At 42.2% G+C, this 25,013-nt stretch carries 20 protein-coding genes; 19 read left to right on the forward strand and 1 reads right to left on the reverse strand.

All coding sequences use genetic code 11. From position 1 onward, the window contains the following. Positions 1 to 37 precede the first annotated feature (37 nt). The 7 genes from DWW33_RS03480 (at position 38) to DWW33_RS03510 (ending at position 9,713) form a co-directional block, all read left to right on the forward strand. Positions 38 to 1,204, forward strand: a complete 1,167-nt coding sequence (locus DWW33_RS03480) for a cysteine desulfurase family protein (protein WP_118638850.1) — start codon at positions 38 to 40, stop codon at positions 1,202 to 1,204. 68 nt (positions 1,205 to 1,272) lie between these two features. Next, on the forward strand, positions 1,273 to 2,352 hold the full coding sequence (gene mnmA, locus DWW33_RS03485; RefSeq protein WP_022242412.1) for a tRNA 2-thiouridine(34) synthase MnmA: 1,080 nt from the start codon (positions 1,273 to 1,275) through the stop codon (positions 2,350 to 2,352). A gap of 230 nt (positions 2,353 to 2,582) precedes the next feature. Then, entirely contained in the window at positions 2,583 to 3,419 is an 837-nt protein-coding gene (licT, locus tag DWW33_RS03490; protein WP_022242411.1) for a BglG family transcription antiterminator LicT, read from the forward strand. Positions 3,420 to 3,717: 298 nt separating this feature from the next. Beyond that, positions 3,718 to 5,658 (forward strand): beta-glucoside-specific PTS transporter subunit IIABC, encoded by a 1,941-nt coding sequence (locus DWW33_RS03495; protein WP_118638851.1) that lies wholly within the window; start codon positions 3,718 to 3,720, stop codon positions 5,656 to 5,658. Positions 5,659 to 5,831: 173 nt separating this feature from the next. Continuing rightward, complete coding sequence (locus DWW33_RS03500; RefSeq protein WP_022242409.1) at positions 5,832 to 7,268, forward strand: glycoside hydrolase family 1 protein; 1,437 nt, start codon at positions 5,832 to 5,834, stop codon at positions 7,266 to 7,268. Positions 7,269 to 7,287: 19 nt separating this feature from the next. Further along, positions 7,288 to 8,901 (forward strand): phosphoenolpyruvate--protein phosphotransferase, encoded by a 1,614-nt coding sequence (ptsP, locus tag DWW33_RS03505; RefSeq protein ID WP_118639001.1) that lies wholly within the window; start codon positions 7,288 to 7,290, stop codon positions 8,899 to 8,901. Beyond that, on the forward strand, positions 8,901 to 9,713 hold the full coding sequence (locus DWW33_RS03510) for an HAD family hydrolase (protein WP_117840778.1): 813 nt from the start codon (positions 8,901 to 8,903) through the stop codon (positions 9,711 to 9,713). Before ptsP ends, DWW33_RS03510 begins: the two co-directional genes overlap by 1 nt. 219 nt (positions 9,714 to 9,932) lie before the next feature. Here DWW33_RS03510 and DWW33_RS03515 read toward each other — a convergent pair whose 3' ends face one another. Beyond that, a complete protein-coding gene (locus tag DWW33_RS03515) occupies positions 9,933 to 10,745 on the reverse strand; it encodes a histidinol-phosphatase HisJ family protein (protein ID WP_118638852.1) in 813 nt (270 codons plus the stop codon). An 850-nt stretch (positions 10,746 to 11,595) separates the two neighbouring features. Here DWW33_RS03515 and gap point away from each other — a divergent pair. The 12 genes from gap (at position 11,596) to DWW33_RS03575 (ending at position 25,012) form a co-directional block, all read left to right on the forward strand. Beyond that, entirely contained in the window at positions 11,596 to 12,612 is a 1,017-nt protein-coding gene (gap, locus tag DWW33_RS03520; RefSeq protein ID WP_022242405.1) for a type I glyceraldehyde-3-phosphate dehydrogenase, read from the forward strand. 181 nt (positions 12,613 to 12,793) lie between these two features. Then, positions 12,794 to 14,005 carry a phosphoglycerate kinase gene (locus DWW33_RS03525; protein WP_022242404.1) on the forward strand — a complete coding sequence of 404 codons (1,212 nt, stop codon included), beginning with the start codon at positions 12,794 to 12,796 and terminating at the stop codon, positions 14,003 to 14,005. A gap of 66 nt (positions 14,006 to 14,071) precedes the next feature. Continuing rightward, entirely contained in the window at positions 14,072 to 14,824 is a 753-nt protein-coding gene (tpiA, locus tag DWW33_RS03530) for a triose-phosphate isomerase (RefSeq protein WP_022242403.1), read from the forward strand. Positions 14,825 to 15,027: 203 nt separating this feature from the next. Next, positions 15,028 to 15,468: an RrF2 family transcriptional regulator gene (locus DWW33_RS03535; RefSeq protein ID WP_117696912.1), complete on the forward strand. Its 441-nt coding sequence runs from the start codon at positions 15,028 to 15,030 to the stop codon at positions 15,466 to 15,468. A 17-nt stretch (positions 15,469 to 15,485) separates the two neighbouring features. Further along, a complete protein-coding gene (sufC, locus tag DWW33_RS03540) occupies positions 15,486 to 16,229 on the forward strand; it encodes a Fe-S cluster assembly ATPase SufC (protein ID WP_117840780.1) in 744 nt (247 codons plus the stop codon). A gap of 12 nt (positions 16,230 to 16,241) precedes the next feature. Then, positions 16,242 to 17,648, forward strand: coding sequence for a Fe-S cluster assembly protein SufB (gene sufB / locus DWW33_RS03545; protein ID WP_117840781.1), 1,407 nt, complete (start codon positions 16,242 to 16,244; stop codon positions 17,646 to 17,648). Positions 17,649 to 17,669: 21 nt separating this feature from the next. Next, positions 17,670 to 18,746 carry a SufB/SufD family protein gene (locus tag DWW33_RS03550; protein WP_117840782.1) on the forward strand — a complete coding sequence of 359 codons (1,077 nt, stop codon included), beginning with the start codon at positions 17,670 to 17,672 and terminating at the stop codon, positions 18,744 to 18,746. Position 18,747: 1 nt separating this feature from the next. Beyond that, positions 18,748 to 19,959: an aminotransferase class V-fold PLP-dependent enzyme gene (locus DWW33_RS03555; protein ID WP_118638853.1), complete on the forward strand. Its 1,212-nt coding sequence runs from the start codon at positions 18,748 to 18,750 to the stop codon at positions 19,957 to 19,959. Next, a complete protein-coding gene (sufU, locus tag DWW33_RS03560; protein WP_022242397.1) occupies positions 19,949 to 20,377 on the forward strand; it encodes a Fe-S cluster assembly sulfur transfer protein SufU in 429 nt (142 codons plus the stop codon). The genes DWW33_RS03555 and sufU overlap by 11 nt, the downstream gene beginning before the upstream one ends. Positions 20,378 to 20,735: 358 nt before the next feature. After that, complete coding sequence (locus tag DWW33_RS03565) at positions 20,736 to 22,178, forward strand: CapA family protein (protein ID WP_118638854.1); 1,443 nt, start codon at positions 20,736 to 20,738, stop codon at positions 22,176 to 22,178. Between the two features lie 40 nt (positions 22,179 to 22,218). Further along, the gene (gpmI, locus tag DWW33_RS03570) at positions 22,219 to 23,760 is read left to right on the forward strand and encodes a 2,3-bisphosphoglycerate-independent phosphoglycerate mutase (protein WP_118638855.1); all 1,542 of its coding nucleotides are present in this window, start codon (positions 22,219 to 22,221) and stop codon (positions 23,758 to 23,760) included. Between the two features lie 379 nt (positions 23,761 to 24,139). Then, positions 24,140 to 25,012, forward strand: coding sequence for a phosphoribosylaminoimidazolesuccinocarboxamide synthase (locus tag DWW33_RS03575; protein WP_117696937.1), 873 nt, complete (start codon positions 24,140 to 24,142; stop codon positions 25,010 to 25,012). Position 25,013 lies beyond the last annotated feature (1 nt).

Below are 25,013 nucleotides of genomic sequence, written 5' to 3' on the forward strand. Positions count from 1 at the left end.
CAGAGGCAGAAAGAACTATTCTCAGAGGGAAAGAAGCATGAAGAAAATGATTTATCTTGATAATGCAGCAACAACACCGACAGCACCGGAAGTAATCGAAGCAATGCTGCCCTTTTATGAGCGTCGTTATGGAAACCCATCTGCCCTGTATGATCTGGGGCAAAAAAGTCATGATGCCATAGAAGAAAGCCGGCAGATCATTGCGCAGAGCATCGGGGCGCAGCCGGAGGAAATATATTTCACAGCCGGAGGAAGTGAATCTGATAACTGGGCATTGAAATGTACCGCAGAAAGTATGGTTATGCGAGGCCGGCATATCATTACCACGAAAATAGAGCATCATGCCATTTTAAGAACCTGCGGATATCTGGAACAGAATGGTTATGAGATTACTTACCTTCCGGTAAATGACAAGGGAACGGTTTCCTTGGAGCAGGTGCGGCGGGCAATCCGGCCGGATACCATATTGATTTCTGTTATGATGGCAAATAATGAGATTGGTACCATAGAACCTATAGCAGGAATCGGTATGCTTGCCAGGAGATATGGAATCTGTTTTCATACGGATGCCGTACAGGCATATGGACATATTCCCATTGATGTCAACAGAATGAATATTGATATGATGAGTGCCAGCGCACATAAATTCAACGGACCTAAGGGAACCGGATTTTTATATGTACGAAAGAAAAAGAGGATACCTCCTTTTATCCATGGAGGAGGCCAGGAAAGCGGTGTCCGGGCGGGAACTGAGAATGTGCCGGGAATTGTAGGCATGGGAAAAGCGGCAGCCATGGCAATGGAAAGCTTAAAAGAGCGGATGGAAATCGAGACAAGGATGCGGGATTACTTGATTTATTCAGTATTAAAGCAGGTGCCGAAGGTAAGGCTGAATGGGGAATGGAACAACCGCCTTCCGAATAATGTGGACTTTTGTTTTGATGAGTTAGAAGGTGGGAATCTTTTGGTTATGCTGGATATGGATGGAATCTGTGCATCGGCAGGTTCAGCGTGTTCTTCCGGAGAACATGAGCCATCCCATGTGTTAACAGCCATCGGTGTACCGCCGGAAATTGCAAGGGGAGCATTGCGGCTTACTTTAAATGAAAAAATTACGGCAGAGCAGATTGATTATGTGACTGCCTGCATCAAAAAGAATGTCACAATCCTAAGGGGACAGAAGGAAACCGTAAAATTCACTTGACGGATGCTGACAGTGTGGGTAAACTGTGAGTGCAGCTAAAAATTTACCTGTAGGATAGGATTAAATATATGAAGGAAAAAGTAGTAGTTGGAATGTCCGGCGGAGTGGATTCTTCCGTTGCGGCATATCTTTTAAAGGAACAGGGCTATGATGTGATTGGTGTAACCATGCAGATCTGGCAGGATGAGGAAGAGACACAGCAGCAGGAAAATGGTGGCTGCTGTGGTCTAAGTGCCGTGGATGATGCCAGAAGAGTGGCTGACCGGTTGGAAATACCATATTATGTGATGAACTTTAAGCAGGAATTTAAACAGTATGTAATGGATTATTTTGTGGCAGAATATTTGGCAGGAAGAACGCCGAATCCATGTATTGCCTGTAACCGTTATGTGAAATGGGAGTCACTTCTTGCCAGAAGCTTAAGCATCGGAGCAGATTATATTGCAACCGGACATTATGCAAGAATTGCAAAATGTGACAACGGACGTTTCGCAGTGGCAAAATCTGTAACAGCAGCCAAGGATCAGACCTATGCATTATATAACCTGACACAGGAGCAGTTATCCCATACATTGATGCCGGTAGGTGCTTATCATAAAGATGAAATCCGCAAAATTGCAGAAGAGGTGGGACTTCCGGTGGCTCATAAGAGAGACAGCCAGGAAATCTGCTTTATCCCGGATAATGACTATGCAGGTTTTATTGACCGTGAGGTTGGAGATGCAGTTCCGGGAGAGGGAAACTTTGTGACAAAAGATGGTGAAATTATCGGACGGCACAAAGGAATTACCCACTATACCGTAGGACAGCGCCGTGGTTTGAATATACCATATGGCAAACGGATTTTTGTAACAGAGATCAGACCGGAAACCAATGAAGTAGTGGTAGGTTCGCCAGAGGATGTATTTACGGATACACTGGTTGCAGACCATGTCAATTATATGGGACTTACCGATTTTGATGGCAGACGTCTCTTAGGTAAAATCCGTTATGGACATGCAGGAGCCATGTGTACCGTGGAAAATATCGGAGAGGGCAGGATCCGCTGTCATTTTGAAGAACCGGTCCGTGCTGTGACACCGGGTCAGGCGGTGGTATTTTATGATGGGGAATTTGTCGCAGGCGGTGGAATCATTATAGGAAAATAGTGAATTGTGCACAAAAATGAAATGATAAAATTATATATTATATACGAAGTTTACATTCCGGACTTGACGTTTCTGATAAAATATAGTACATTTGTAATGTAATAAGCAGGGACGCAAACCGGATTGTTACTAGAGATAGGCAAGACTGGATTGCACTTTAAGATAATTGTTTGGTCGGATTATTTAGAGTGTAATGCAGCTTTTTTTATATCATAAACAGGTGAAACGTAATGCAGATTATCAAAGTAATTAACAATAATGTGATCAGTTCCGAGGACGATAAAGGTAAAGAAATCATCGTTATGGGAAAGGGCATAGGCTTCGGAAAGAAAGCCGGAGAAGAAATAGATGAGACAAAGATAGAAAAAGTATTCTCCCTTCCGGACGAAAGTACCAGCCAGTTCATGCAGGTGGTAAAGGACATGCCGTATGAATATATCCGGACAGCCGAGCTGGTTATCGCATATGCCAGAGAAACATTAGGTTATCATTTAAGTAAAAATATTTATGTGACATTAACAGACCACTTGGGATACGCCATAGAGAGAAAGCAGCAGGGCATCGTTGTTGCGAATGAGCTTTCCTGGGAGATGAAGAAATTCTACAATGCAGAATTTCAGGTGGGATTGAAAGCCTTAGATATTGTAAAACAGGAACTAGACGTGGAGCTGCCGGAGGATGAAGCTGGATTTATTGCGATGCATCTGGTAAATGCACAGATGGGCGGTCAGATGAATCAGTCCAGGAACATGCCGGCAATGATAAAGGATATACTCAATATAGTCAGATATACCTTTCAGGTGGAATTGGATGAAAAGAGCCTGTCCTATGAGCGTTTTGTAACGCATTTAAGATTCTTTGTACAGCGGGTAATCAGTCGGGAAGACAGTGAACGTAATGATGAAGAATTTGACCAGTTGATTGCGGATCGTTTCCCGCGTTCCTACGAATGTGCACAGAAGATAAAGAGTTACATGAAGAAGAAGCTTGATTATGAAGTCTCGGATGTAGAGATTTCCTATCTGGCAGTACACATTCATCGTGTGATTCACAGTATGAATAAGTAAATACCCTTTCGGCAAGGGATTGTTACGTTAAGACGGCAAAACCCAGACGAATAAGACTCATAGGAAGAGTTTTATTTGTTTGGGCTTTTTTAATTTACAGGAAATTGCTTTCCTGTAAATTAAAAAACGCTCCGCGAGGATGCACACTGCGGCGTATAAGGTAGATGTCGCAAGCGATCGCCGCAGGTGCGAGAATGTGCCAAGGCACATTCGTTGTTTTTTACAAAATGAATAAAACACAAGAGTGTTTTAGATAAAAATGAACATGCTATAAAAAAATAAAAATGGAGGGATTGTTATGGCAAGTAAGTATGATGGACTGGCAAGAATTATTATCCAGAACGTAGGCGGCAGGGAGAATATTATAAGCCTTGCGCACTGTGTTACCAGACTTCGTTTTAAATTAAAAGACGAGTCCAAGGCTAACACCGAAGTATTAAAAGCAACGGAAGGAATTGTGACAGTAATGAAATCCGGCGGACAGTATCAGATAGTAATCGGAAATCATGTACCGGATGTCTATGATGTGGTTTGTGAACATGCACATCTGGCCGGAAACGGAGCTGTTTCCGAGGATGCAGAAGACAGCGGAGAGAAGATGGGGCTTGGTGCAAGACTCATTGATTTGATTTCCGGTGTATTCCAGCCATTCCTTGGTGTGCTTTGTGCAGCAGGTATTATCAAAGGTCTTTTGGCGCTGTGGTCTTTTATCGCAAGTCAGTCAGGAATTGATGTTACCACAAGCGGAGCATATCAGCTCTGGTATTCCATTGGAGATGGATTCTTCTATTTCCTGCCGATTATCTTAGGATATACTGCAGCAAAGAAATTTAAGATGAATGAATTTATCGGAATGGCACTTGGTATATCACTTACCTATCCGGCACTGGTTAATCTGACTTCAGGAGAACTGATAGGTTCCCTGTTTGCAGGAACTTCCTTTGAAATGAATTATTATACAACCTTTTTTGGAATTCCTGTTATTATGCCATCCAGTGGTTATACTTCTTCGGTAGTACCAATTGTTATTGCAGTGGCTTGTGCTGCCTGGCTGGAAAAGAGATTAAAGAAAGTAATTCCGGACGTTATTAAAACATTTATCGTTCCGGTTGTAACTTTGGCAGTAATGGTTCCACTTACCTATCTGGTAATCGGACCGGTATCTACTTTCCTTTGCAACATTATCGGTATTATTTTCGGAGCAATCTATAACCTTCCGGTTGTAGGAGGTCTTGTAGCAGGTATCTTAGTCGGAGCATTCTGGCAGGTACTGGTAATCTTCGGATTACATTGGGGACTTGTTCCACTGGCAATGATTAATTATGGAACTTTAGGATATGACTTCATCCTTTCTCCATATTTCGCAGCATCTTTTGCACAGTCCATGGTTGTACTGGCAATTGTATTAAAGACAAAAGATAAGAAACTTAGAAATATTGCATTACCGGCATTTATCTCCGGACTCTTTGGTGTAACAGAGCCATGTATTTACGGTATAACACTTCCAAAGAAAAAACCATTCGTGATTTCCTGTATTGCATCCGCTATTGGTGGTGGAATCATAGGATTTGCCGGAGTTAAAACTTATATGATGGGTGGTCTTGGATTCTTCGGACTTCCGGCATTCATCGATGGTGAGTCAAAGAGCGTTTACAGTTTGATCTGGGTATTAATCGGTATGGCAGTAGCTATGGTAGTTGCATTCGTAGCAACTTACATTACCTATCATGATGATGCTCCACAGAATGATGAAGCAAAAATAGCAAAGAAAGACACAAAAACCGCAGCAAACCAGGTAATTGCATCTCCTCTTACCGGAGAAGTAAAAGCCTTGGAAGAAGTAGAAGATGAAGCATTTTCAAGCGGAGCATTAGGTCAGGGTGTTGCTATTCTCCCGTCCGAAGGCAAATTATATGCACCATGTGATGGCGAAGTAGTAACCTTCTTCCCAACCGGTCATGCCATTGGAATAGTATCCGATGGCGGAGCAGAAATCCTGATTCATGTGGGCATGGATACCGTGAAATTAGATGGAGAAGGATTTACACCGAAGGTAGCACAGGGAGCCAAAGTAAAGAAAGGTGACCTTTTATTGGAATTTGATATTGCAAAGATTACAGGAGCAGGATATTCCGTTCTGACTCCGGTTATCATCAGCAACACAGCAGATTACGCAGATGTAGTTCCGACAGATGCAAAGAAAGTTGCAGCGTTGGACGCATTGATTACCGTTTTATAAATTAGTTTTCCATAGTTTTTTATACCTAAGGGTGCGGGCTCTGATAAAGGGCTCGTGCTCTATCCAGCAAAATCAGAAGCCTTATTGCAGGGCAGAATGAGAAAAGAAAAATATAAAAACAGAAATTATAAATTTTTACAAATAAAAATAATAAGAAGCAGGAGGAAAAAGCAATGAAGACATTTCGTAAAGATTTTCTCTGGGGCGGTGCAACCGCAGCCAATCAGTTTGAGGGAGCATGGGATGTAGATGGAAAAGGAGCATCTGTTTCTGATATGTGTACGAATGGTTCCCATACCGAGCCGAAAAAGGTAACAAGAACCATTCATCCGGAATATCTCTATCCGAGCCACGAAGCAATTGATTTCTATCATCATTACAAAGAGGATATTGCATTATTTGCAGAAATGGGATTTAAAGTATTCCGTTTATCCATTGCATGGACAAGAATTTTCCCGACCGGAATGGAGAATGAACCAAACGAAGCAGGACTGGCATTCTACGATAAAGTATTTGATGAATGTTTAAAATATGGCATTGAGCCGCTGGTAACCATTTCCCATTATGAAATGCCATATGCACTGATTGAAAAATACAATGGCTGGGAAGCCAGAGAATGTATTGATTATTTCTTGAATTACTGCAAGGCAATTTTCGAAAGATATCAGGGCAAAGTAAAATACTGGCTGACTTTCAATGAAATCAATGGTGGAACCACACCGCTTGGCAACCTGCTTTCCCTTGGAACTGTAAAAGGCTATGAGGGAAAAATTACTGAGATTCCGGATGACCCGAAGGTTCGTTTCCAGGCATTGCATCATCAGTTTGTTGCCAGCGCAAAAGCAGTAAAATTAGCACATGAAAAATATCCGGAATATCTTATCGGTGATATGAATGTCTTTATGACCAAGTATCCATTTACCTGCAATCCGGAGGATGTGTTAGCAACACAGAAGGAAATGCGGATTATGAACTGGTTCTGTTCCGATGTGCAGGTAAGAGGAGAATATCCGGCGTATATGGAGCGGTATTTTGAAGAAAATAATATTCATGTTAAAATGGAACCGGGCGATGAAGAAATTCTGCGGGAAGGCTGTGTGGATTTCTATACCCTCAGCTATTATATGAGCAGTTGTGTATCAAAAGATCCAAATGGCGAGCAGACGGATGGAAACCTGATTGCCGGTCTTAAAAATCCATATCTTAAGGCAAGTGACTGGGGCTGGCAGATTGACCCACAGGGCTTACATTATTCCTTAAATGAAATTTATGACCGTTATCAGATTCCGGTTATGGTAGTAGAAAATGGCCTTGGCGCTTATGACAAATTAGAAGAAGATGGAAGCATTCAGGATGATTACCGTATCGATTATCTGCGGGATCATATCAAAGAGATGAAAGAAGCGGTAAAAGATGGCGTTGACCTGATGGGATATACACCATGGGGCTGCATTGATTTAGTAAGTGCATCCACCGGAGAAATGGCAAAGAGATATGGCTTCATCTATGTAGAAAAATATGATGATGGAACCGGAACTCTTGCAAGAAGAAAGAAAAAATCCTTCGACTGGTATAAAGAAGTAATTGCTTCAAATGGAGAAAACTTATAAAAGAAAGAAGGTATGGACTATGGAAAAGTTTAATGGAAAAAAGGTATTCAGCGGTATTGCAATTGGAAAGGTAAAACTCCTTTTAAAAGCTGAAAATCAGGTGGTAAGAAAGAGAATAGAAGACCCGGCAGCAGAGATTGCCCGCTATGAAGCAGCAAAGCAGACTGCAATTGAACAGCTCCACAAGCTTTACAAGAAAGCATTAAAAGAAGTGGGTGAAGTAAATGCACAGATTTTTGATGTGCATGCCATGATGTTAGAGGATGGAGATTATAATGATTCTGTTCACAATCTTATTGAGAGCCAGAGTGTAAATGCAGAGTATGCGGTAGGTGTTACCGGAGATAACTTTGCAGAAGTATTTGCAAATATGGATGACGAGTATTTCAAAGCCCGTTCCATTGATATGAAGGATATTTCTGAGCGTGTTATCAATGTATTATGTGGAAATGACATGGGCGGCGATCTTGGAGATGAACCGGTTATTATTGTGGCAAAGGATTTAGCTCCGAGTGAAACCGTACAGATGGATAAAAGTAAGCTGCTGGCATTTGTAACACAGCTAGGTTCTACGAATTCCCATACTGCAATTTTAGCAAGAACCATGGGCATCCCGGCACTGATTGGTGTGGAAATCAAGGAAGAGTGGAACGGAAAACAGGCAATTGTGGATGGCTATACCGGAACTCTTATCGTTGAACCGGATGAAACAACTTTGGCAGAATATAAGAAAAAGGCAGAAGAGGATGCAAAGCAGAAGGAATTACTGCTGACTTTAAAGGGAAAAGAAAATGTGACAAAGAGTGGTCAGAAAATCAACCTTTATGCCAACATCGGAAATGTCTCTGACTTAGCGGCTGTGCTTAAGAATGATGCCGGTGGAATCGGACTTTTCCGTAGTGAATTCCTTTATCTTGAAAAAGATACCTTCCCAACAGAGGAAGAACAGTTTGCAGCCTATAAGCAGGTCGCAGAGACCATGGCAGGGAAGAAGGTCATTATCCGTACCCTGGATATCGGGGCCGATAAGCAGGTGGACTACTTTAACCTTGACAAAGAAGACAATCCGGCAATGGGATATCGTGCTATCCGGATCTGCCTGACCCGGCCGGAAATTTTTAAGACCCAGCTTCGTGCTTTATTCCGCGCAAGCAATTACGGAAATATTGCAATTATGTATCCGATGATTATTTCGGTAGATGAAGTGCGTAAGATTAAAGCAATTTCAGAAGAAGTGAAAGAAGAACTTACGAAGGAAGGGATTCCTTTTGGGAATGTGGAGCAGGGTATCATGATTGAAACTCCTGCAGCAGCAGTAATGAGTGATGAACTGGCAAAAGAGGTTGATTTCTTCAGTATCGGAACCAACGACCTGACCCAGTATACACTGGCAATTGACCGTCAGAATGCAAAGCTTGACAGCTTCTATAATCCGCATCATGAAGCAGTGCTCCGGCTGATTCAGATGACCGTGGAAAATGCACACAAGGCAGGCATCTGGGCAGGAATATGTGGAGAACTTGGGGCAGATACAACTCTGACCCAGCGTTTCTTAGAGATGGGGGTAGATGAATTATCTGTTTCTCCTGGCTGTGTTCTTCCGGTTCGAAAAGCGATTCGGGACGCAGAATAATGAGCCGTAAACTGATTTTTTTGGATGTAGACGGAACCCTGGTGGATTTCACCATGCACATGCCGGAATCTGCCAGGGAAGCATTAAGCATTGCCAGAAAGCGGGGACATCTGATTTCGTTATGTACCGGAAGAACTGTAACGAATGTGTATCCATGGCTTTTAGAGTTTGGATTTGATGCCATTGTGGCTTCGGCAGGTGCTTATGTGTCTGCAAATGATAAGGTAATTTACCATAGCGTTCTGGCAAATGATAAGGTGCAGGATATGGTAGAGGTGCTGAAGGAGCACGGTGCATGCTTTATGCTGCAGGGAATCAACGGACGTTATGTGGATGAAGAGAATGCAAAGAAAATGAGAGAACGCTGTATGCGGCTTGGACTTGACATCGACGGTGCTTTAAACGGATTGACGCTTGTTGAACATCCGGAACAGATGCCGGCTCTTGAAAGTGGAATGTATTTTGATGCCGATATTCCGGTGGATGTGATGCAGAAGGAAGTCGGAAATTATATCAAGATAACCGGAGCAAGCTTTGGCAAGGATCGTCAGATGTCCGGTGAAATGACGAAGATGGGAGTCAACAAGGCAACCGGAATGCAGCGGCTTATGGATGAGTTAAAGATAGGCAGGGAAGATACCATTGCTTTTGGTGATGGACCAAATGATGTGGAAATGCTGCAATTTGCAGGAACAGGAGTGGCAATGGGAAATGCGATTCCGGCAGTAAAACAGTATGCGGATATGGTTACGGATAAGATTGATGAAGACGGACTGTATCATGCATTCGAACGGCTGCATCTGCTGGGGTAGGATTTGAAGTAAAAACAATTTTCTTATGATAGAAAAAGGAGGTGTGGTTCGTCAACTTAGGAGACATGATAAGTACAGTTAGGGGCACTTATCATGCCTCTCTTAAGTTGACGAACCGCACCGTTACTTTTGCATACACAGGAAAAATCGCATGCCTGCATACAGATTTGGTGAACACCGCAATAAGAAGAGAAATTCGTAAAGCGTGATTCCCATAGTTTACAACGGAAGAAAAGCCGGTTTTCTCTTTTCGAATACAGTAAAATACTGAAAGCCTGCGGCCTTTAAAATATCCGGTACTTTTGCAAAATCAAATGCAACATGCTCCGGTTTGTGGGCGTCGGCACCGATGGTAATGATTTCACCGCCTAGTTCGTGATAACGTTTTATAATATCTTCTGTTGGATTCGGATGTCCCAGACCATATTTGAAACCACCGGTATTGATTTCAATTCCTTTTCCCATATCAATGAGCTTTTCTAAAATTGCATCAATGACATCGGCATATTTCTGATAAGAATATTCAAGGTTTCGGTTTGGACCGTAGCGTACCACATAATCGATATGTCCATATACATCAAAATGATCAAATACCGCAAGATTTTCCAGGATAGATTCAAAATATTCCAGATAAGCCTGCTGTTCGGTTTTTCCTTCAAAAAAGCGGGAGTAGTAAGGGTCTTTGCCGTGGATTACATGGGAAGAGCCGATGACAAAATCAAAGTCATACCGGCTTATCAGTTCCTGATGTTTCGCTGCAAGATGAGGCTGCAATCCAAGCTCAATGCCGGTCAGCACTTTTATTTTATCTTTGTATTGCTGTCCCAGCTTCTGGATAGTTGGGAAGTAGACCGGAGTGTCTAAGATAAATTCCGGTTCATCCTCCGGATGTTCTTTTGGATAATCATAATCCATATGGTCGGTAATGCAGATTCCGCCAAGTCCCAGTTCGATAGAGGCTTTAATCATGGATTCCGGTGAGGTCTCACTGTCGGTAGAAAAAGCAGTGTGCATATGTGTGTCCCAAAGCATAGTGTGTTCCTTTCTGTGGGTGGTGTATGGCGGGTAAGGTTGTGCAGGTGGGGAACTGGATGAGAAAGCTTCTTCCCAAAAGCACCGGAACGTTTGTATGTAAGAAGCCGGCACTTCAACCTGCAGTATTTTTCTTTCTTTTATAATAAGCAGTCTTTCCAATGTTTGACAGTATACTGCATTTTGTCTGCCGGCGTGCGGATACCGTGAACAGCGTCTGTTAGGGGCTCGTAGAATTCCTTTTGCAACCCGGCAACGCTGGTACATGGATGTACCAGCGAGGCACAATCTGAATATGGATATGAATTTGTGCCGGTTGCCGCAAATCAAATATCTTTGCAGGAATTCTTAGAGTCCCTTCAGACAAAGTGTGGTATCCGCTGCTGGCAGACAAAAGCAGTATCCGGTCAAAGCAGCCGGAAAGACAGCCTAATTTCAAGAAAAATACTGCCCGTGAAGTGCTGCGGATTCTCACATCATAACTGTTCCAGTGTTTTCGGGGAGAAGCTTTCCTATTCCTTTCGCCTACATATTGCACAAACCTTACCCGGTGTTTACACATTTCTACTAAGAAAAATGTTACATTTTCACAAGTATAGTAAAATCTTTGTATATAATACACAGAATACTATAATAGAAATTTGACAATCTGTCAAAAGACAGTATGAAAAATGGAAAAGCTATTGTAACATTTGTTTGAAAATGAGAAAGAAGAAATAAAAATAGTGAAAAAATTAACAAAGTGATGGGAACTACTTGAACTTTCGACAAAAATTGGTTAGAATAATACCAGATTGGGTACAATCCCAAATAAAGATATTTTATATTAAATTTCTAGGAGGAATTAATAATGGCAGTAAGAGTAGCAATTAATGGATTCGGCCGTATTGGTCGTCTGGCATTCAGACAGATGTTTGGTGCTGAAGGATACGAAGTAGTAGCAATCAACGATTTAACAAGCCCTAAAATGTTAGCACACTTGTTAAAATATGATTCTTCTCAGGGTAAATATGAGCATGCTGATGAAGTATCCTGCACAGATGATTCTATCATCGTATGTGGAAAAGAAATCAAAATCTATGCATTCCCAGATGCAAACAACTGCCCATGGGGTGAATTAAAAGTTGACGTTGTATTAGAGTGTTCAGGTTTCTATACAAGCAAAGAAAAAGCACAGGCACACATCAATGCAGGTGCTCGTAAAGTTGTTATTTCTGCTCCAGCAGGTAATGACCTTCCTACAATCGTATACAACACAAACCATGAGACATTAAAAGCATCTGATACAATCATTTCAGCAGCTTCTTGTACAACAAACTGCTTAGCACCTATGGCTGATGCATTAAATAAATATGCTCCAATCCAGTCTGGTATCATGGTAACAATCCATGCTTACACAGGTGATCAGATGACTCTTGATGGACCACAGAGAAAAGGTGATTTAAGAAGATCTCGTGCAGCAGCAGTTAACATCGTTCCAAACAGCACTGGTGCAGCAAAAGCTATCGGACTTGTTATCCCAGAACTGAACGGAAAATTAATCGGATCTGCTCAGCGTGTTCCAACCCCTACAGGATCTACAACAATCTTAACAGCAGTTGTTAAGAAAGCTGGCGTTACAAAAGAAGATATCAATGCAGCTATGAAAGCAGCAGCTAACGAGTCCTTCGGATACAATGAAGACGAAATCGTATCTTCTGATATCGTTGGAATGAGATTCGGTTCTCTGTTCGATGCAACACAGACCATGGTTAACCAGGTATCTGATGATCTGTACGAAGTACAGGTTGTTTCTTGGTATGATAACGAGAACAGCTACACATCTCAGATGGTTCGTACAATCAAATACTTCAGCGAGTTAGCATAATTTACGAGAGAAACCCGCAAAGCGTGTTTCCCGTAGTTTAACGAACAATCACTGCACGGTAGACTACTTTTTTAAGCGACAGGCTGCCAGAGTGCAGATAAGACTCAGGAAAAGGGTCCGGTCTTTTAGGACCGGGCTCTTTCTTGCTATTAGAAATAAAATTTAAAGGAGACTACTTAATATGTCATTAAATAAAAAATCTATAGATGATATTAATGTAAAAGGACTTCGCGTTCTTTGCAGATGTGATTTCAACGTACCATTAAAAGAAGGAAAGATTACAGACGAGAACCGTCTGGTTGCAGCACTTCCTACAATCAAGAAATTAATCGCTGATGGTGGAAAGGTTATCCTTTGCTCCCATTTAGGAAAAGTAAAAACAGAAGAAGACAAACAGACCAAAACTCTTGCACCAGTAGCAGCAAGACTTACAGAGTTATTAGGACAGGAAGTTAAATTCGTTGTTGACCCTGAAGTTGTTGGTGAGAACGTAAGAGCAGCAGTAGCAGCTATGAACGATGGCGATGTTATCTTACTTGAGAATACACGTTTCAGACCAGAAGAGACAAAGAACGGAGAAGCTTTCTCTAAAGACCTTGCTTCTATCTGTGATGTATTTGTAAATGATGCATTCGGAACAGCTCACAGAGCACATTGTTCTAACGTAGGTGTTGCACAGTTAGTTGACACTGCAGTAGTTGGATACTTAATGCAGAAAGAAATCGACTTCCTTGGAAATGCAGTAGAGAATCCGGTAAGACCATTCGTTGCAATTCTTGGTGGTGCAAAAGTTGCTGATAAATTAAATGTAATCAACAACTTACTTGAGAAATGTGATACCTTAATCATCGGTGGTGGTATGGCTTACACATTCTTAAAAGCAAAAGGATATGAAATCGGAATCTCTTTAGTAGATGATACTAAGATCGATTATTGTAAAGAAATGATGGCAAAGGCAGAGAAACTTGGAAAGAAACTTCTTCTTCCGGTAGATGCTGTAACAATCAAAGATTTCCCAAATCCTATCGATGCTCCAGTTGAAGTAGAAACTTATGATGCAGACAAGATGCCGGCAGACAGAGAAGGCTGTGATATCGGACCTAAGACACAGACACTTTTCGCAGATGCTGTTAAGACTGCTAAGACTGTTGTTTGGAACGGACCTATGGGTGTATTCGAGAACCCAACTCTTGCAGCAGGTACTATTGCTGTAGCAAAAGCTTTAGCTGATACAGATGCAACAACCATCATCGGTGGTGGAGATTCTGCAGCAGCAGTTAACCAGCTTGGATTCGGTGACAAAATGAGCCATATCTCAACAGGTGGTGGAGCATCCTTAGAGTTCTTAGAGGGTAAAGAGCTTCCAGGCGTTGCAGCAGCAAATGATAAATAAGTAATCAAAGCACATGCCTGTATGCAGGCAAAAGCTTATATATTTAAGAAAGAAGGACATTTTAAAATGGCAAGAAAAAAAATTATTGCCGGCAACTGGAAAATGAACAAAACTCCTAGCGAGGCAGTTGCGCTGGTAAATGAATTAAAACCATTAGTAGCAAACGAAGACGTAGATGTAGTATTCTGCGTACCAGCAATTGATATTATTCCAGCAATGGAAGCAGCAAAAGGTTCTAACATCTGCATCGGTGCAGAAAACATGTATTTTGAAGAGAGCGGAGCATACACAGGAGAAATCTCTCCGGCAATGCTTACAGACGCTGGCGTAAAATACGTTGTATTAGGACATTCTGAGAGAAGAGAATACTTCGCAGAGACAGATGAGACTGTAAATAAGAAAGTATTAAAAGCTTTCGAACATGGTATTACACCAATCATCTGCTGTGGAGAGACTTTAACACAGAGAAAACAGGGTATCTACCTTGACTGGATCCGTATGCAGATTAAGATTGCATTCCAGAACGTAACAGCAGAGCAGGCTGCAACAGCAGTTATTGCTTACGAGCCAATCTGGGCAATCGGAACTGGTGAAACAGCTACTTCTGATCAGGCAGAAGAAGTTTGTGGCGCAATCCGTGCCTGCATCCGTGAAGTATATGATGAAGCAACAGCTGAGTCTATCCGTATCCAGTACGGTGGATCTGTAAATGCAGGAAATGCAGCAGAGCTGTTCGCAAAAGCTGATATCGATGGTGGTCTGGTAGGAGGAGCTTCCTTAAAGGCTGACTTCGGAAAAATTGTAAATTACAATAAATAAGCTTTTCGGAAAATAGAATATTTTCATAAGAAAGAAGAAACGTCACGAAATGCATTATGACATTGGTAGTATTTACCGGTGAAATGCATTTGGTGGCGTTTTTTTGTTCCCCGAAAAGAACAAACGAAAACCGATTCACCCATTGACATAGTAGGCGAATGGGTATATGATGCGAATGAACCAGAAAAGGAGGAATGCAGAGCATGATTTCAACTAAAGGAAGGTATGCATTAAAGGTCATGGTCGAGCTGGCGGAGCATGATGCGGAAGAATATATTCCGTTAAAAGGAATTGCCGAGAAACTGAATATTTCCCAGAAATATTTAGAGAGTATTTCGGCCATTCTTTCCAAGGGACATATGATAGAAGGAGTCAGCGGCAAGAAGGGCGGTTATCGTCTGAAGCGGAAACCGGAAGAATACAGGGTTGGTGATATCCTGCGGCTGACAGAAGGAACGCTTGCACCGGTATCCTGCTTGAGAGAAGACCAGGAGCCATGTGAGAAATCAGATTCCTGCTGTACACTTCCAATCTGGAAGGGACTGGCAGATTTGATAGATAAATATTTTGATGAAATGACGCTGGCGGATGTTCTGCAGTCGAAGCAGGAAGCGGAGAAGAAAGCAGCGAAGAAGAAACAATAGATGCAGGAGGAAGAAAAATGAGCAAAGAATTACTTTTAGAGGTTAAAAATCTGAATGTCAGTGTAGAAGAAAAACATATTTTACATGACGTAAATCTTGAAATAGGAAGACATGAGACACACGTACTGATGGGACCAAACGGAACCGGTAAATCCACACTGGGTTATACACTGGTTGGTAATCCACGTTATCAGGTAGAGAGCGGAGAAATCTTTTTCCAGGGAAAAAATATTACCGGAGAGCCGGTGAATGAACGCGCAAAGAGCGGCATGTTCTTATCTTTCCAGAACCCACTGGAAGTACCGGGCGTTACCTTAAGTTCCTTTATCCGTAGTGCATTGGAACAGAAGACTGGAAAGAGAGTCCGTTTCTATGATTTTAAGAAAGAACTGGCAGAGAAAATGGAACTTTTACAGATGGATCCGTCTTATGCAGAACGTGATTTGAATGTAGGATTTTCCGGCGGCGAAAAAAAGAAAGCTGAAATTTTACAGATGTTGATGTTAAAGCCGGAGCTTGCGATTCTGGATGAAACCGATTCCGGGCTGGATGTAGATGCGGTAAGAACCGTATCAAAAGGAATCGAAGAATACCAGAAGAGCAGTAAGGGAAGCCTTTTGATTATTACACACAGCACCAAGATTTTAGAGGCATTACACGTAGATTTCACACACATCATGGTGGAGGGACACATTGTTAAGACCGCAGATGCATCCCTGATTGATGAAGTAAACGAGAATGGTTTTGCAAAATACGAGTAAGGAGTGTAAGGAATGGAAGAGAAAAGCTATGTAGAAGATATCGACAGAAGCATATATGATATCCGGGATGATGAGAAGGATGCTTATAAGCTGAAAGAAGGTCTTACTCCTGAAATCGTAGAGCAGATATCAAAAGAGAAAAATGACCCCGTCTGGATGCAGAATTTCCGTTTACAGTCTTTACAGATTTACAATGAAATGGAAGTGCCAGACTGGGGACCATCGATTGAAGGACTGGATATGGAGCATATCGTAACCTATGTCCGCCCAAACACAAAGATGAAGGGAAAATGGTCTGAGGTGCCAAAGGACATTAAAGATACCTTTGAACGTCTTGGAATCCCACAGGCAGAGAGAAAGTCACTGGCAGGTGTTGGCGCACAGTATGATTCCGAACTGGTTTATCATAATGTAAGAGAAGAAGTTGCCGCACAGGGCGTTATTTATACGGATTTGGAAAGTGCAATGCATGGTGAATATGCAGATATGATACAGAAGCACTTTATGAAGCTGGTAAAACCAAATGACCACAAATTTGCAGCATTGCACGGTGCAGTCTGGTCCGGCGGTTCTTTCGTTTATGTGCCAAAGGGTGTGGACGTAGAGATTCCGCTGCAGTCCTATTTCCGACTGAATGCAAAAGGTGCCGGACAGTTTGAACACACATTGATTATCGTAGATGAGGGAGCATCTCTTCATTTCATCGAAGGATGTTCTGCACCAAAATATAATGTGGCCAATCTGCATGCAGGATGCGTGGAATTGTATGTTGGCAAGAATGCAAAACTTCGTTATTCCACCATCGAGAACTGGTCAAAGAATATGTATAACTTAAATACCAAGCGGGCACTGGTAGAAGAGGGCGGAACCATTGAATGGGTATCCGGTTCCTTCGGTTCCCATGTATCTTATCTGTATCCGATGAGTGTCTTAAAAGGAAAGGGTGCCCGCATGGAATTTACCGGTGTAACTTTTGCAGGAAAAGGACAGAACCTTGATACCGGAGCCAAAGTGGTACACTGCGCACCGGACACCAGCTCCTATATGAATACCCGTTCCATTTCCAAGGATGGTGGTATCAGTACTTTCCGTAGTTCCGTTGTGGTAACGAAGGAAGCGAAAGGCACGAAGTCAGCAGTATCCTGTCAGTCTCTGATGTTAGATTCTGAGTCCCGTTCCGATACCATTCCGGCAATGGACATCCGTACCAAGGATGCCAATGTGGGACATGAAGCCCAGATTGGAAGCATCAGTGATGAAGCAATTTTCTATCTGATGTCAAGAGGCATGAGTGAAGAGGACGCAAGAGCCTGCATCGTCAGCGGATTTGCGGATAATGTTTCCAAGGAACTGCCTTTAGAGTACGCATTGGAAATGAACAATTTGATTCGCCTTGAGATGAAGGGCAGCATAGGATAGCAGAAGGGATGTGGAAAGAGCATGGAACAAAATGTAAGTATGAAAATCAATGAATTGCCTTCTCCTACCTGGAACTGGCTGAAGGTAAATGAAACTCCAATAAAATGGAGCAATAAGATAGAACCTTGTGAGATTGCAGCAGAGGGAGATGCAGTATCTACTGAAACAGAGCAGCTTTCGGACATTGAAACCGGTGCCGGAAGAGAAGCAGATGCAATCTTTGCAACAGAAAATACTGCAAAATATCAGATTCTTGCAGATAATGCAGGACAGGATAAAACCGTAAGACTGCACATTTCCGGCAAAAAAGATGCACATACGGCAGGCTGTGTAGAGATAGTTGCAAAAGAAAACAGTACACTTACTGTTGTGATGGACAGCCGTGTGGCTCCGGATGCCACAAAAGAGGAAGACAGTACCGCAGAAGCATCTCTGGCAGTCCGTGTCAAGATGAAAGTCGAAAGCGGTGCATCTGTAAGATTAGTTCAGGTTCAGATGCCGCAGGAGCATGAGACTTTATTAAGTGATATAGGCGGCAATTTAATTGGCGAAGGAGCAAAGGTGGAATATATCCAGTTGTTCCTTGGAAAAGGAAATCTCTATTCCGGATGCCGCATGGATTTGAATGGAAAAGAAAGTAAGTTTGCCACAGAGACCGGATATCTTGGCCAGGCACAGCAGATTTTAGACTATAATATGGTAGCCAATCATTTTGGCGAGAAAACCATGAGCTATATTAATTCTGACGGAGCTCTTCGCGGACAGGCACATAAAGTTTTCCGCGGAACCATTGATTTTAAACGTGGTTCCTCCGGCGCAGAAGGACAGGAAGAGGAAAGCGTACTTCTGCTGGGTGATGATGTGGAAAATAAGACCATTCCGCTGATTTTATGTGCACAGGAAGACGTAAAGGGAAATCACGGAGCAACCATTGGAGAATTAGATGAAGATACCATGTTCTATTTTGGAGCAAGAGGTATTGATAAAGAAGCTGCAGAACGTATTGTGACAGGTGCAAAATTGGAGCATATCTGTGATTTGATGAAGGATGAAGCAGCAGAAAAAATTGCGAAGGAAGCGCTGGAAGAGGTGATTTAGGATGTACAATTTTAAGAAGGATTTTCCTCTTTTTAAAGACCGGGATGTTATCTATCTTGACAATGCAGCAACCGCACAGAAGCCGACATGCGTCATTGAAGCGGAAAAGGAATTTTATGAAAAACATAATGCCAATCCGATGCGTGGATTCTATCCTTTGAGCCTGGAAGCAACCGATGCCTATGAGGCAGCGAGAAAAACAGTTCAGCAGTTTATCCATGCTGCATCTGAGACAGAAATTATATTTACCAGAAATACCACAGAGGGCCTGAATTTAGTAGCGTACAGCTATGGCTTAAATAATCTTTGTCCGGAGGACGAAATTGTGGTTTCCATTATGGAACATCACAGCAATATGCTGCCGTGGCAGATGGTGGCAAGACAGACCGGCGCAAAGCTTATTTATCTGGAATGTGAAAAGGACGGTAGTTTAAGCGAAGCAAAGTTAGACGAAGCTTTTTCTGATAAAACAAGACTGGTGGCAATCACACAGGTGTCCAATGTGCTGGGACGTCCGACTCCGGTAGAGGAAATTGTGCGAAGAGCAAGAAAGAGCAATGCGGTAGTCGTGCTGGATGCAGCCCAGAGCTCCCCACATATGCCGATTGATGTGCAGAAGCTGGATGTGGATTTTCTGGCATTTTCCGGTCACAAGTTAATGGGACCGATGGGAATCGGTGTCTTATATGGAAAGAAAAAACTTTTAAAGGCAATGCCACCATTCCTTACCGGCGGAGAAATGATAGATTCTGTAACAAGAGACGGTGCAAAATATGCAGAGCTTCCTCACAAGTTTGAGGCAGGAACCGTCAATGCAGCAGGCGCAGTGGGACTGGCTGCCGCCATTGATTATATTAACAAAATCGGTTTTGAAACCATGCAGGAGCGGGAACTTACACTTACGAAAAGAGCCTTGGAAGGACTGAAAGCAATTCCAAAGGTTCATGTGCTGGGCTCTGAACTGGCAGAAGAGCATACCGGAATCCTGACATTTACTATTGAAGACGTGCATCCGCATGATGTCAGTGCGGTATTGGAATCCGACGGTGTGGCTGTCCGTGCAGGTCATCATTGTGCACAGCCGCTGTTAGAGTATCTGGGCGTCCGCTCCGCTACAAGAGCAAGCCTGATGTTTTACAATACAGAAGAAGAAGTCGATGCACTGGTAAAAAGCGTGGCAGGAGTCAGAAGGAGAATGGGATATGGAGAGTAGAAGTTTTTATAATGAAATCCTTACCGAACACAATATTCACCCGGAGTTCAAGCATGACCTTCCGGATGCCGATTTGGTGTTGGAAGGCGTGAATCCAAACTGCGGAGATGATATCTTTTTAAAATTAAAATTAGATGGTGATGAAATCGTAGACGGTGCATTTGTAGGAGATGGCTGTGCTATTTCCCAGGCATCTGCCGATATTATGCTGGGCATGATTGTCGGAAAGAAGAAAGAGGAAGCGCTGCATTTAGGAGAATTATTCTTAAAAATGATAAAAGGAGAAGCTTCGGATGAAGAAATTGACGAGCTGGAAGAAGCTTCGGCATTAAAGGATATTTCCCATATGCCGGCAAGAGTAAAGTGCGCCGTATTAGGCTGGCATACCTTAGAAGAAATGTTAAATGATGAGGTTTGATATAAAAGAAGTGTGATTCTGATATACGGCAAACTATCTGTGCAGGTCATTCGCCGGCAAGCCTTGTAAGGGCTGTTAGGGGTACTTGGAATTTCCTATATAAAGTTAGCAACGCAGGCACAGGGATGTGTCTGCGAGGTGCATTTGAGCATGGATGTGAATATGCACCGGTTGCGGGAAGAAAAGGCGTATAGTGGAAATTCCCAGTACCCCTTTCTGCCCTTATGTGGTCTTGCCGACGAATGATTCGCACGGATAGTTTATCCGATAACAGAATACGCTATTTGCCTAAAATAAGGATTGTTAGAAAAAGAAAGATAGTGTATAATGTTATCGGCAATAAAGCAGGACACAAGAGATGAAAGAGGAGTTGAGCGAGGATACCGATTTGAGAAGAAAAGCTTTGCAGATGGCAGGGATAGGAATATTGTTGTTTGGAATGGTTTGCAGTGGATGTGACAGGAAAGCGCAGGTAAATGCAGAACCGGAAAGCAGCGAGAAAATAGAATATGCAGTGACGGAAACAGAAGAAGTCTCTACAGAGACGAAGAAGCTGGTGATAGAAGATTTGGATGATGCATACGAAGCACTGCTGGATTCCTGCAGCAAAGAATTTATCGGGGATTATCGGATTGACGAAAGTTTCTTAAACTGGGTTTATGCCAATTACGGAAAAGAAGCAGTATTAAATATTGCACAGGAGTCCCAGGAAGAACAGGATGTAAATATCTGGTATAAAGAGACCAGAAATTCCATACATGTGTTGTGGCTTCTTTATTGTCAGGCAACAGGAATGAATGAAGAGGATCTGCAGCAGGTTTACTGGAAAACATGCAATTCGCCAGATGAGATCGTGCTGGATTTTACCGGCGATATTAATTTCGCAGAAGGCTGGGGCACGACAGAGCATATGGACGGGCAGCCAAATGGAATCTATGACTGTTTTTCTGCTGATTTGTTACAGGAAATGAATGACGCTGACATAATGATGATAAACAATGAGTTCACCTACAGTACAAGGGGGGAACCTTTAGCTGGCAAGGATTATACTTTCCGGGCAGATCCAAAGCGTGTCGACTTGTTAGAAACATTTGGAACAGATATTGTCAGTCTTGCCAATAATCATGTCTATGACTATGGCGAAGCTGCATTGATTGATACCATAGATACACTGGAAGAGGCAGGAATTCCGTATGTAGGAGCAGGAAAAGATTTAAAGGATGCCATGCGTCCGGTATATTTTGTGGCAAATGGAAAGAAAATAGCAATTGTATCAGCTACACAGATTGAACGCTCTTTAAATTATACGAAGGAAGCAACTGAGACGACACCGGGCGTGTTAAAGACCTTAAATCCGGACAAGTTTCTGAAAGTAATAGAAGAAGCAAGAGACAACAGCGATTATGTGATTGCTTTTGTACACTGGGGAACAGAAGGAAATAACTATTTTGGTTCCGACCAGGTGGCTCTTGCAAAACAGTTTGTGGAAGCCGGTGTGGATGTCATTATCGGCGGACATACCCATTGCCTGCAGGGCATGGAATATATGGATGGCGTGCCGATTATCTATAGCCTTGGCAATTTCTGGTTTTCAGCTTCAACATTAGATACCGGTTTATCCCAGGTAATCATCCGGGATGACGGAACTATTGATTTCCGGTTTCTGCCGTGTATACAGAAGAATTACAAGACCTCACTGGTGACAGATGAAAGTGAGAAAAGACGTATTTTTGATTTTATGGAATCCCTTTCCGTGGGAATTACCATAGATGATGATGGTTATGTGACAGCAACGGAGTAATCCGTTTCAATAGAAGATTTTAAAGAAAAGAGGAAAAAACATGAGTAAAAAACCAACCGTATTGATGATTTTAGATGGTTTTGGTCTGAATGACAAAACTGAGGGTAATGCAGTAGCTCAGGCAAACAAGCCAAACATTGATGCACTGATGAAAGATTATCCATGGGTAAAAGGAAATGCCAGCGGACTTGCCGTAGGACTTCCGGACGGACAGATGGGTAACTCCGAAGTAGGACATATGAACATGGGTGCAGGAAGAATTGTATACCAGGAATTAACCAGAATTACCAAAGAAATCGAAGATGGAGATTTCTTTAAAAACGAAGCATTGCTTGCCGGCATGAAAAATGTAAAAGACAACGGTTCTGCACTTCATTTATATGGATTGTTATCCGATGGTGGAGTTCACAGCCACATTACACATTTATTCGGACTTCTGGAAATGGCAAAAAAAGAAGGCTTAGACAAAGTATATGTACACTGCTTTTTAGACGGCCGTGATACCGCACCTACTTCCGGAAAAGGATTTATCGAAGAGCTGGAAGCAAAAATGAAAGAAATCGGTGTTGGTGAAATCGCAACCATCAACGGACGTTACTATGCAATGGACCGTGACAACCGTTGGGATCGTGTAGAAAAAGCATATAAAGCAATTACAGAAGGTGTTGGCGAGACAGCAGACAGCGCTGTTGCAGCAATTGATGCATCTTATGCAAAAGATGTAACAGACGAGTTCGTAGTTCCGACTGTAATTATGAAAAATGGTGCTCCAACTGCAACCGTACAGGATAACGATACCATTATCTTCTTTAACTTCCGCCCTGACCGTGCAAGAGAGATTACCAGAGCATTCTGCGCAGATGAGTTCGACGGATTTGACAGAGGCACAAGAAAGAACGTAACTTATGTATGTTTCACAGAATACGATGGAACCATTCCAAACAAAACCGTTGCATTCCACAAGGTAGAACTTACCAATACATTTGGACAGTTCCTTGCAGACAATGGCAAGACTCAGGCAAGAATCGCTGAGACTGAGAAATATGCTCATGTAACCTTCTTCTTCAACGGCGGTGTAGAGGAGCCAAACAAAGGCGAAGAAAGAATTCTGGTAAAATCTCCAAAGGTAGCAACCTATGATTTGAAACCGGAAATGAGTGCATACGAAGTATGTGATAAATTAGTAGATGCCATCAAATCTGAAAAATATGATGTAATCGTAATCAACTTTGCTAACCCGGATATGGTTGGACATACCGGAGTTCAGGCTGCAGCAATCAAGGCAGTAGAAGCAGTTGATGAGTGCGTAGGCAAAGCTGTTGCAGCATTAAAAGAGGTTGACGGACAGATGTTCATCTGCGCAGACCACGGAAATGCAGAGCAGTTAATCGATTATGAAACAGGCGAACCATTTACAGCACATACTACCAATCCGGTACCATTCATTCTGGTAAATGCAGACCCTGCATACGGTTTAAGAGAGGGTGGATGTCTTGCAGATATCGCTCCTACATTAATCGAGCTGATGGGAATGGAACAGCCAAAAGAAATGACAGGGAAATCTTTGTTAATCAAAAAATAAGACCGTAAGGGCGAAATACTAACTACGAGAAACACGCTTTGCGAGTTTCTCAAGTTATCGCAGTGCTTGGCAAATCTGCATGCAAGCATGTAATTTATCTCGCTGCTCGCGTAAATAAAAAGATTCTGTATCTCAAGTGTAAGGTACAGAATCTTTTGCTATAGATAAGTATTTTCCGGCACATATATTAATAATACTTATAAATAGAAAATATTAGACAAAAAAACTAATAAATTTCGCTCATTTTTCTATATGGGGCAAAAGGCGCACTTCGCCCAAATTCATTGACTTTCTAAAAGGCACTGTATTATAATTTTCCAGTAGTGTTTTTTATCACAACAAAAATTTGCGAAAGCATAAAATGGAGGACAAAAGCAGTATGCAGGAATTTAAACCATTTAAAGAAGGAAAAGTAAGAGAAGTATATGATAATGGAGAAAGCCTTATCATTGTTGCAACAGACAGAATTTCAGCGTTTGACCATATTTTAAAGAATAAGGTTACCAATAAGGGCGCAATTCTGACACAGATGTCCAGATTCTGGTTCGATTTTACAAAGGATATCGTGCCAAACCATATGCTTTCCGTTGATGTAAAAGATATGCCGGAATTTTTCCAGAATGAGAAATATGATGGCAACAGCATGATGTGCAAGAAACTGGAAATGATTCCAATCGAATGTATTGTTCGTGGATATATTACCGGAAGTGGCTGGGCAAGCTACAAAGAGAACGGAACCGTCTGCGGAATCAAATTACCGGAAGGACTTGTAGAATCCGATAAATTACCTGAGCCGATTTACACACCAAGTACCAAAGCTGAGATTGGTGACCATGACGAGAATATTTCTTTTGAACAGAGTATTGACGTATTAGAGAAAGCATTCCCGGGCAAGGGTGCTGAGTACGCAGAAAAGATTAAAGAATATACCATCGCACTTTACAAGAAATGTGCAGAATACGCATTAAGCAAAGGAATCATCATTGCAGATACCAAGTTTGAATTTGGTCTCGATGAGAATGGAAATGTAGTTTTAGGTGATGAGATGCTGACACCGGACAGCTCCCGTTTCTGGCCATTAGAAGGATATAAACCGGGACAGGGACAGCCTTCTTATGACAAACAGTTTGTAAGAGACTGGTTAAAAGCAAATCCAGACAGTGATTATCTCCTTCCGGATGAAGTAATCGAGAAGACAATTGAGAAATACGAAGAAGCATTTGAATTACTGACCGGTAAGAAATTTGCTTAAA

It is taken from the genome of Roseburia sp. AF15-21, assembly GCF_003479505.1.
Taxonomy (GTDB): Bacteria; Bacillota; Clostridia; order Lachnospirales; family Lachnospiraceae; genus Roseburia_C; species Roseburia_C amylophila.

What these genes read in the sequence shown, in the direction of transcription:
- DWW33_RS03480 (WP_118638850.1), top strand. Translation starts at nt 38, where the DNA reads ATGAAGAAAATGATTTATCTTGATAATGCAGCAACAACACCGACAGCA.
- mnmA (WP_022242412.1), top strand. Translation starts at nt 1,273, where the DNA reads ATGAAGGAAAAAGTAGTAGTTGGAATGTCCGGCGGAGTGGATTCTTCC.
- licT (WP_022242411.1), top strand. Translation starts at nt 2,583, where the DNA reads ATGCAGATTATCAAAGTAATTAACAATAATGTGATCAGTTCCGAGGAC.
- DWW33_RS03495 (WP_118638851.1), top strand. Translation starts at nt 3,718, where the DNA reads ATGGCAAGTAAGTATGATGGACTGGCAAGAATTATTATCCAGAACGTA.
- DWW33_RS03500 (WP_022242409.1), top strand. Translation starts at nt 5,832, where the DNA reads ATGAAGACATTTCGTAAAGATTTTCTCTGGGGCGGTGCAACCGCAGCC.
- ptsP (WP_118639001.1), top strand. Translation starts at nt 7,288, where the DNA reads ATGGAAAAGTTTAATGGAAAAAAGGTATTCAGCGGTATTGCAATTGGA.
- DWW33_RS03510 (WP_117840778.1), top strand. Translation starts at nt 8,901, where the DNA reads ATGAGCCGTAAACTGATTTTTTTGGATGTAGACGGAACCCTGGTGGAT.
- DWW33_RS03515 (WP_118638852.1), bottom strand. Translation starts at nt 10,745, where the DNA reads ATGCTTTGGGACACACATATGCACACTGCTTTTTCTACCGACAGTGAG.
- gap (WP_022242405.1), top strand. Translation starts at nt 11,596, where the DNA reads ATGGCAGTAAGAGTAGCAATTAATGGATTCGGCCGTATTGGTCGTCTG.
- DWW33_RS03525 (WP_022242404.1), top strand. Translation starts at nt 12,794, where the DNA reads ATGTCATTAAATAAAAAATCTATAGATGATATTAATGTAAAAGGACTT.
- tpiA (WP_022242403.1), top strand. Translation starts at nt 14,072, where the DNA reads ATGGCAAGAAAAAAAATTATTGCCGGCAACTGGAAAATGAACAAAACT.
- DWW33_RS03535 (WP_117696912.1), top strand. Translation starts at nt 15,028, where the DNA reads ATGATTTCAACTAAAGGAAGGTATGCATTAAAGGTCATGGTCGAGCTG.
- sufC (WP_117840780.1), top strand. Translation starts at nt 15,486, where the DNA reads ATGAGCAAAGAATTACTTTTAGAGGTTAAAAATCTGAATGTCAGTGTA.
- sufB (WP_117840781.1), top strand. Translation starts at nt 16,242, where the DNA reads ATGGAAGAGAAAAGCTATGTAGAAGATATCGACAGAAGCATATATGAT.
- DWW33_RS03550 (WP_117840782.1), top strand. Translation starts at nt 17,670, where the DNA reads ATGGAACAAAATGTAAGTATGAAAATCAATGAATTGCCTTCTCCTACC.
- DWW33_RS03555 (WP_118638853.1), top strand. Translation starts at nt 18,748, where the DNA reads ATGTACAATTTTAAGAAGGATTTTCCTCTTTTTAAAGACCGGGATGTT.
- sufU (WP_022242397.1), top strand. Translation starts at nt 19,949, where the DNA reads ATGGAGAGTAGAAGTTTTTATAATGAAATCCTTACCGAACACAATATT.
- DWW33_RS03565 (WP_118638854.1), top strand. Translation starts at nt 20,736, where the DNA reads ATGAAAGAGGAGTTGAGCGAGGATACCGATTTGAGAAGAAAAGCTTTG.
- gpmI (WP_118638855.1), top strand. Translation starts at nt 22,219, where the DNA reads ATGAGTAAAAAACCAACCGTATTGATGATTTTAGATGGTTTTGGTCTG.
- DWW33_RS03575 (WP_117696937.1), top strand. Translation starts at nt 24,140, where the DNA reads ATGCAGGAATTTAAACCATTTAAAGAAGGAAAAGTAAGAGAAGTATAT.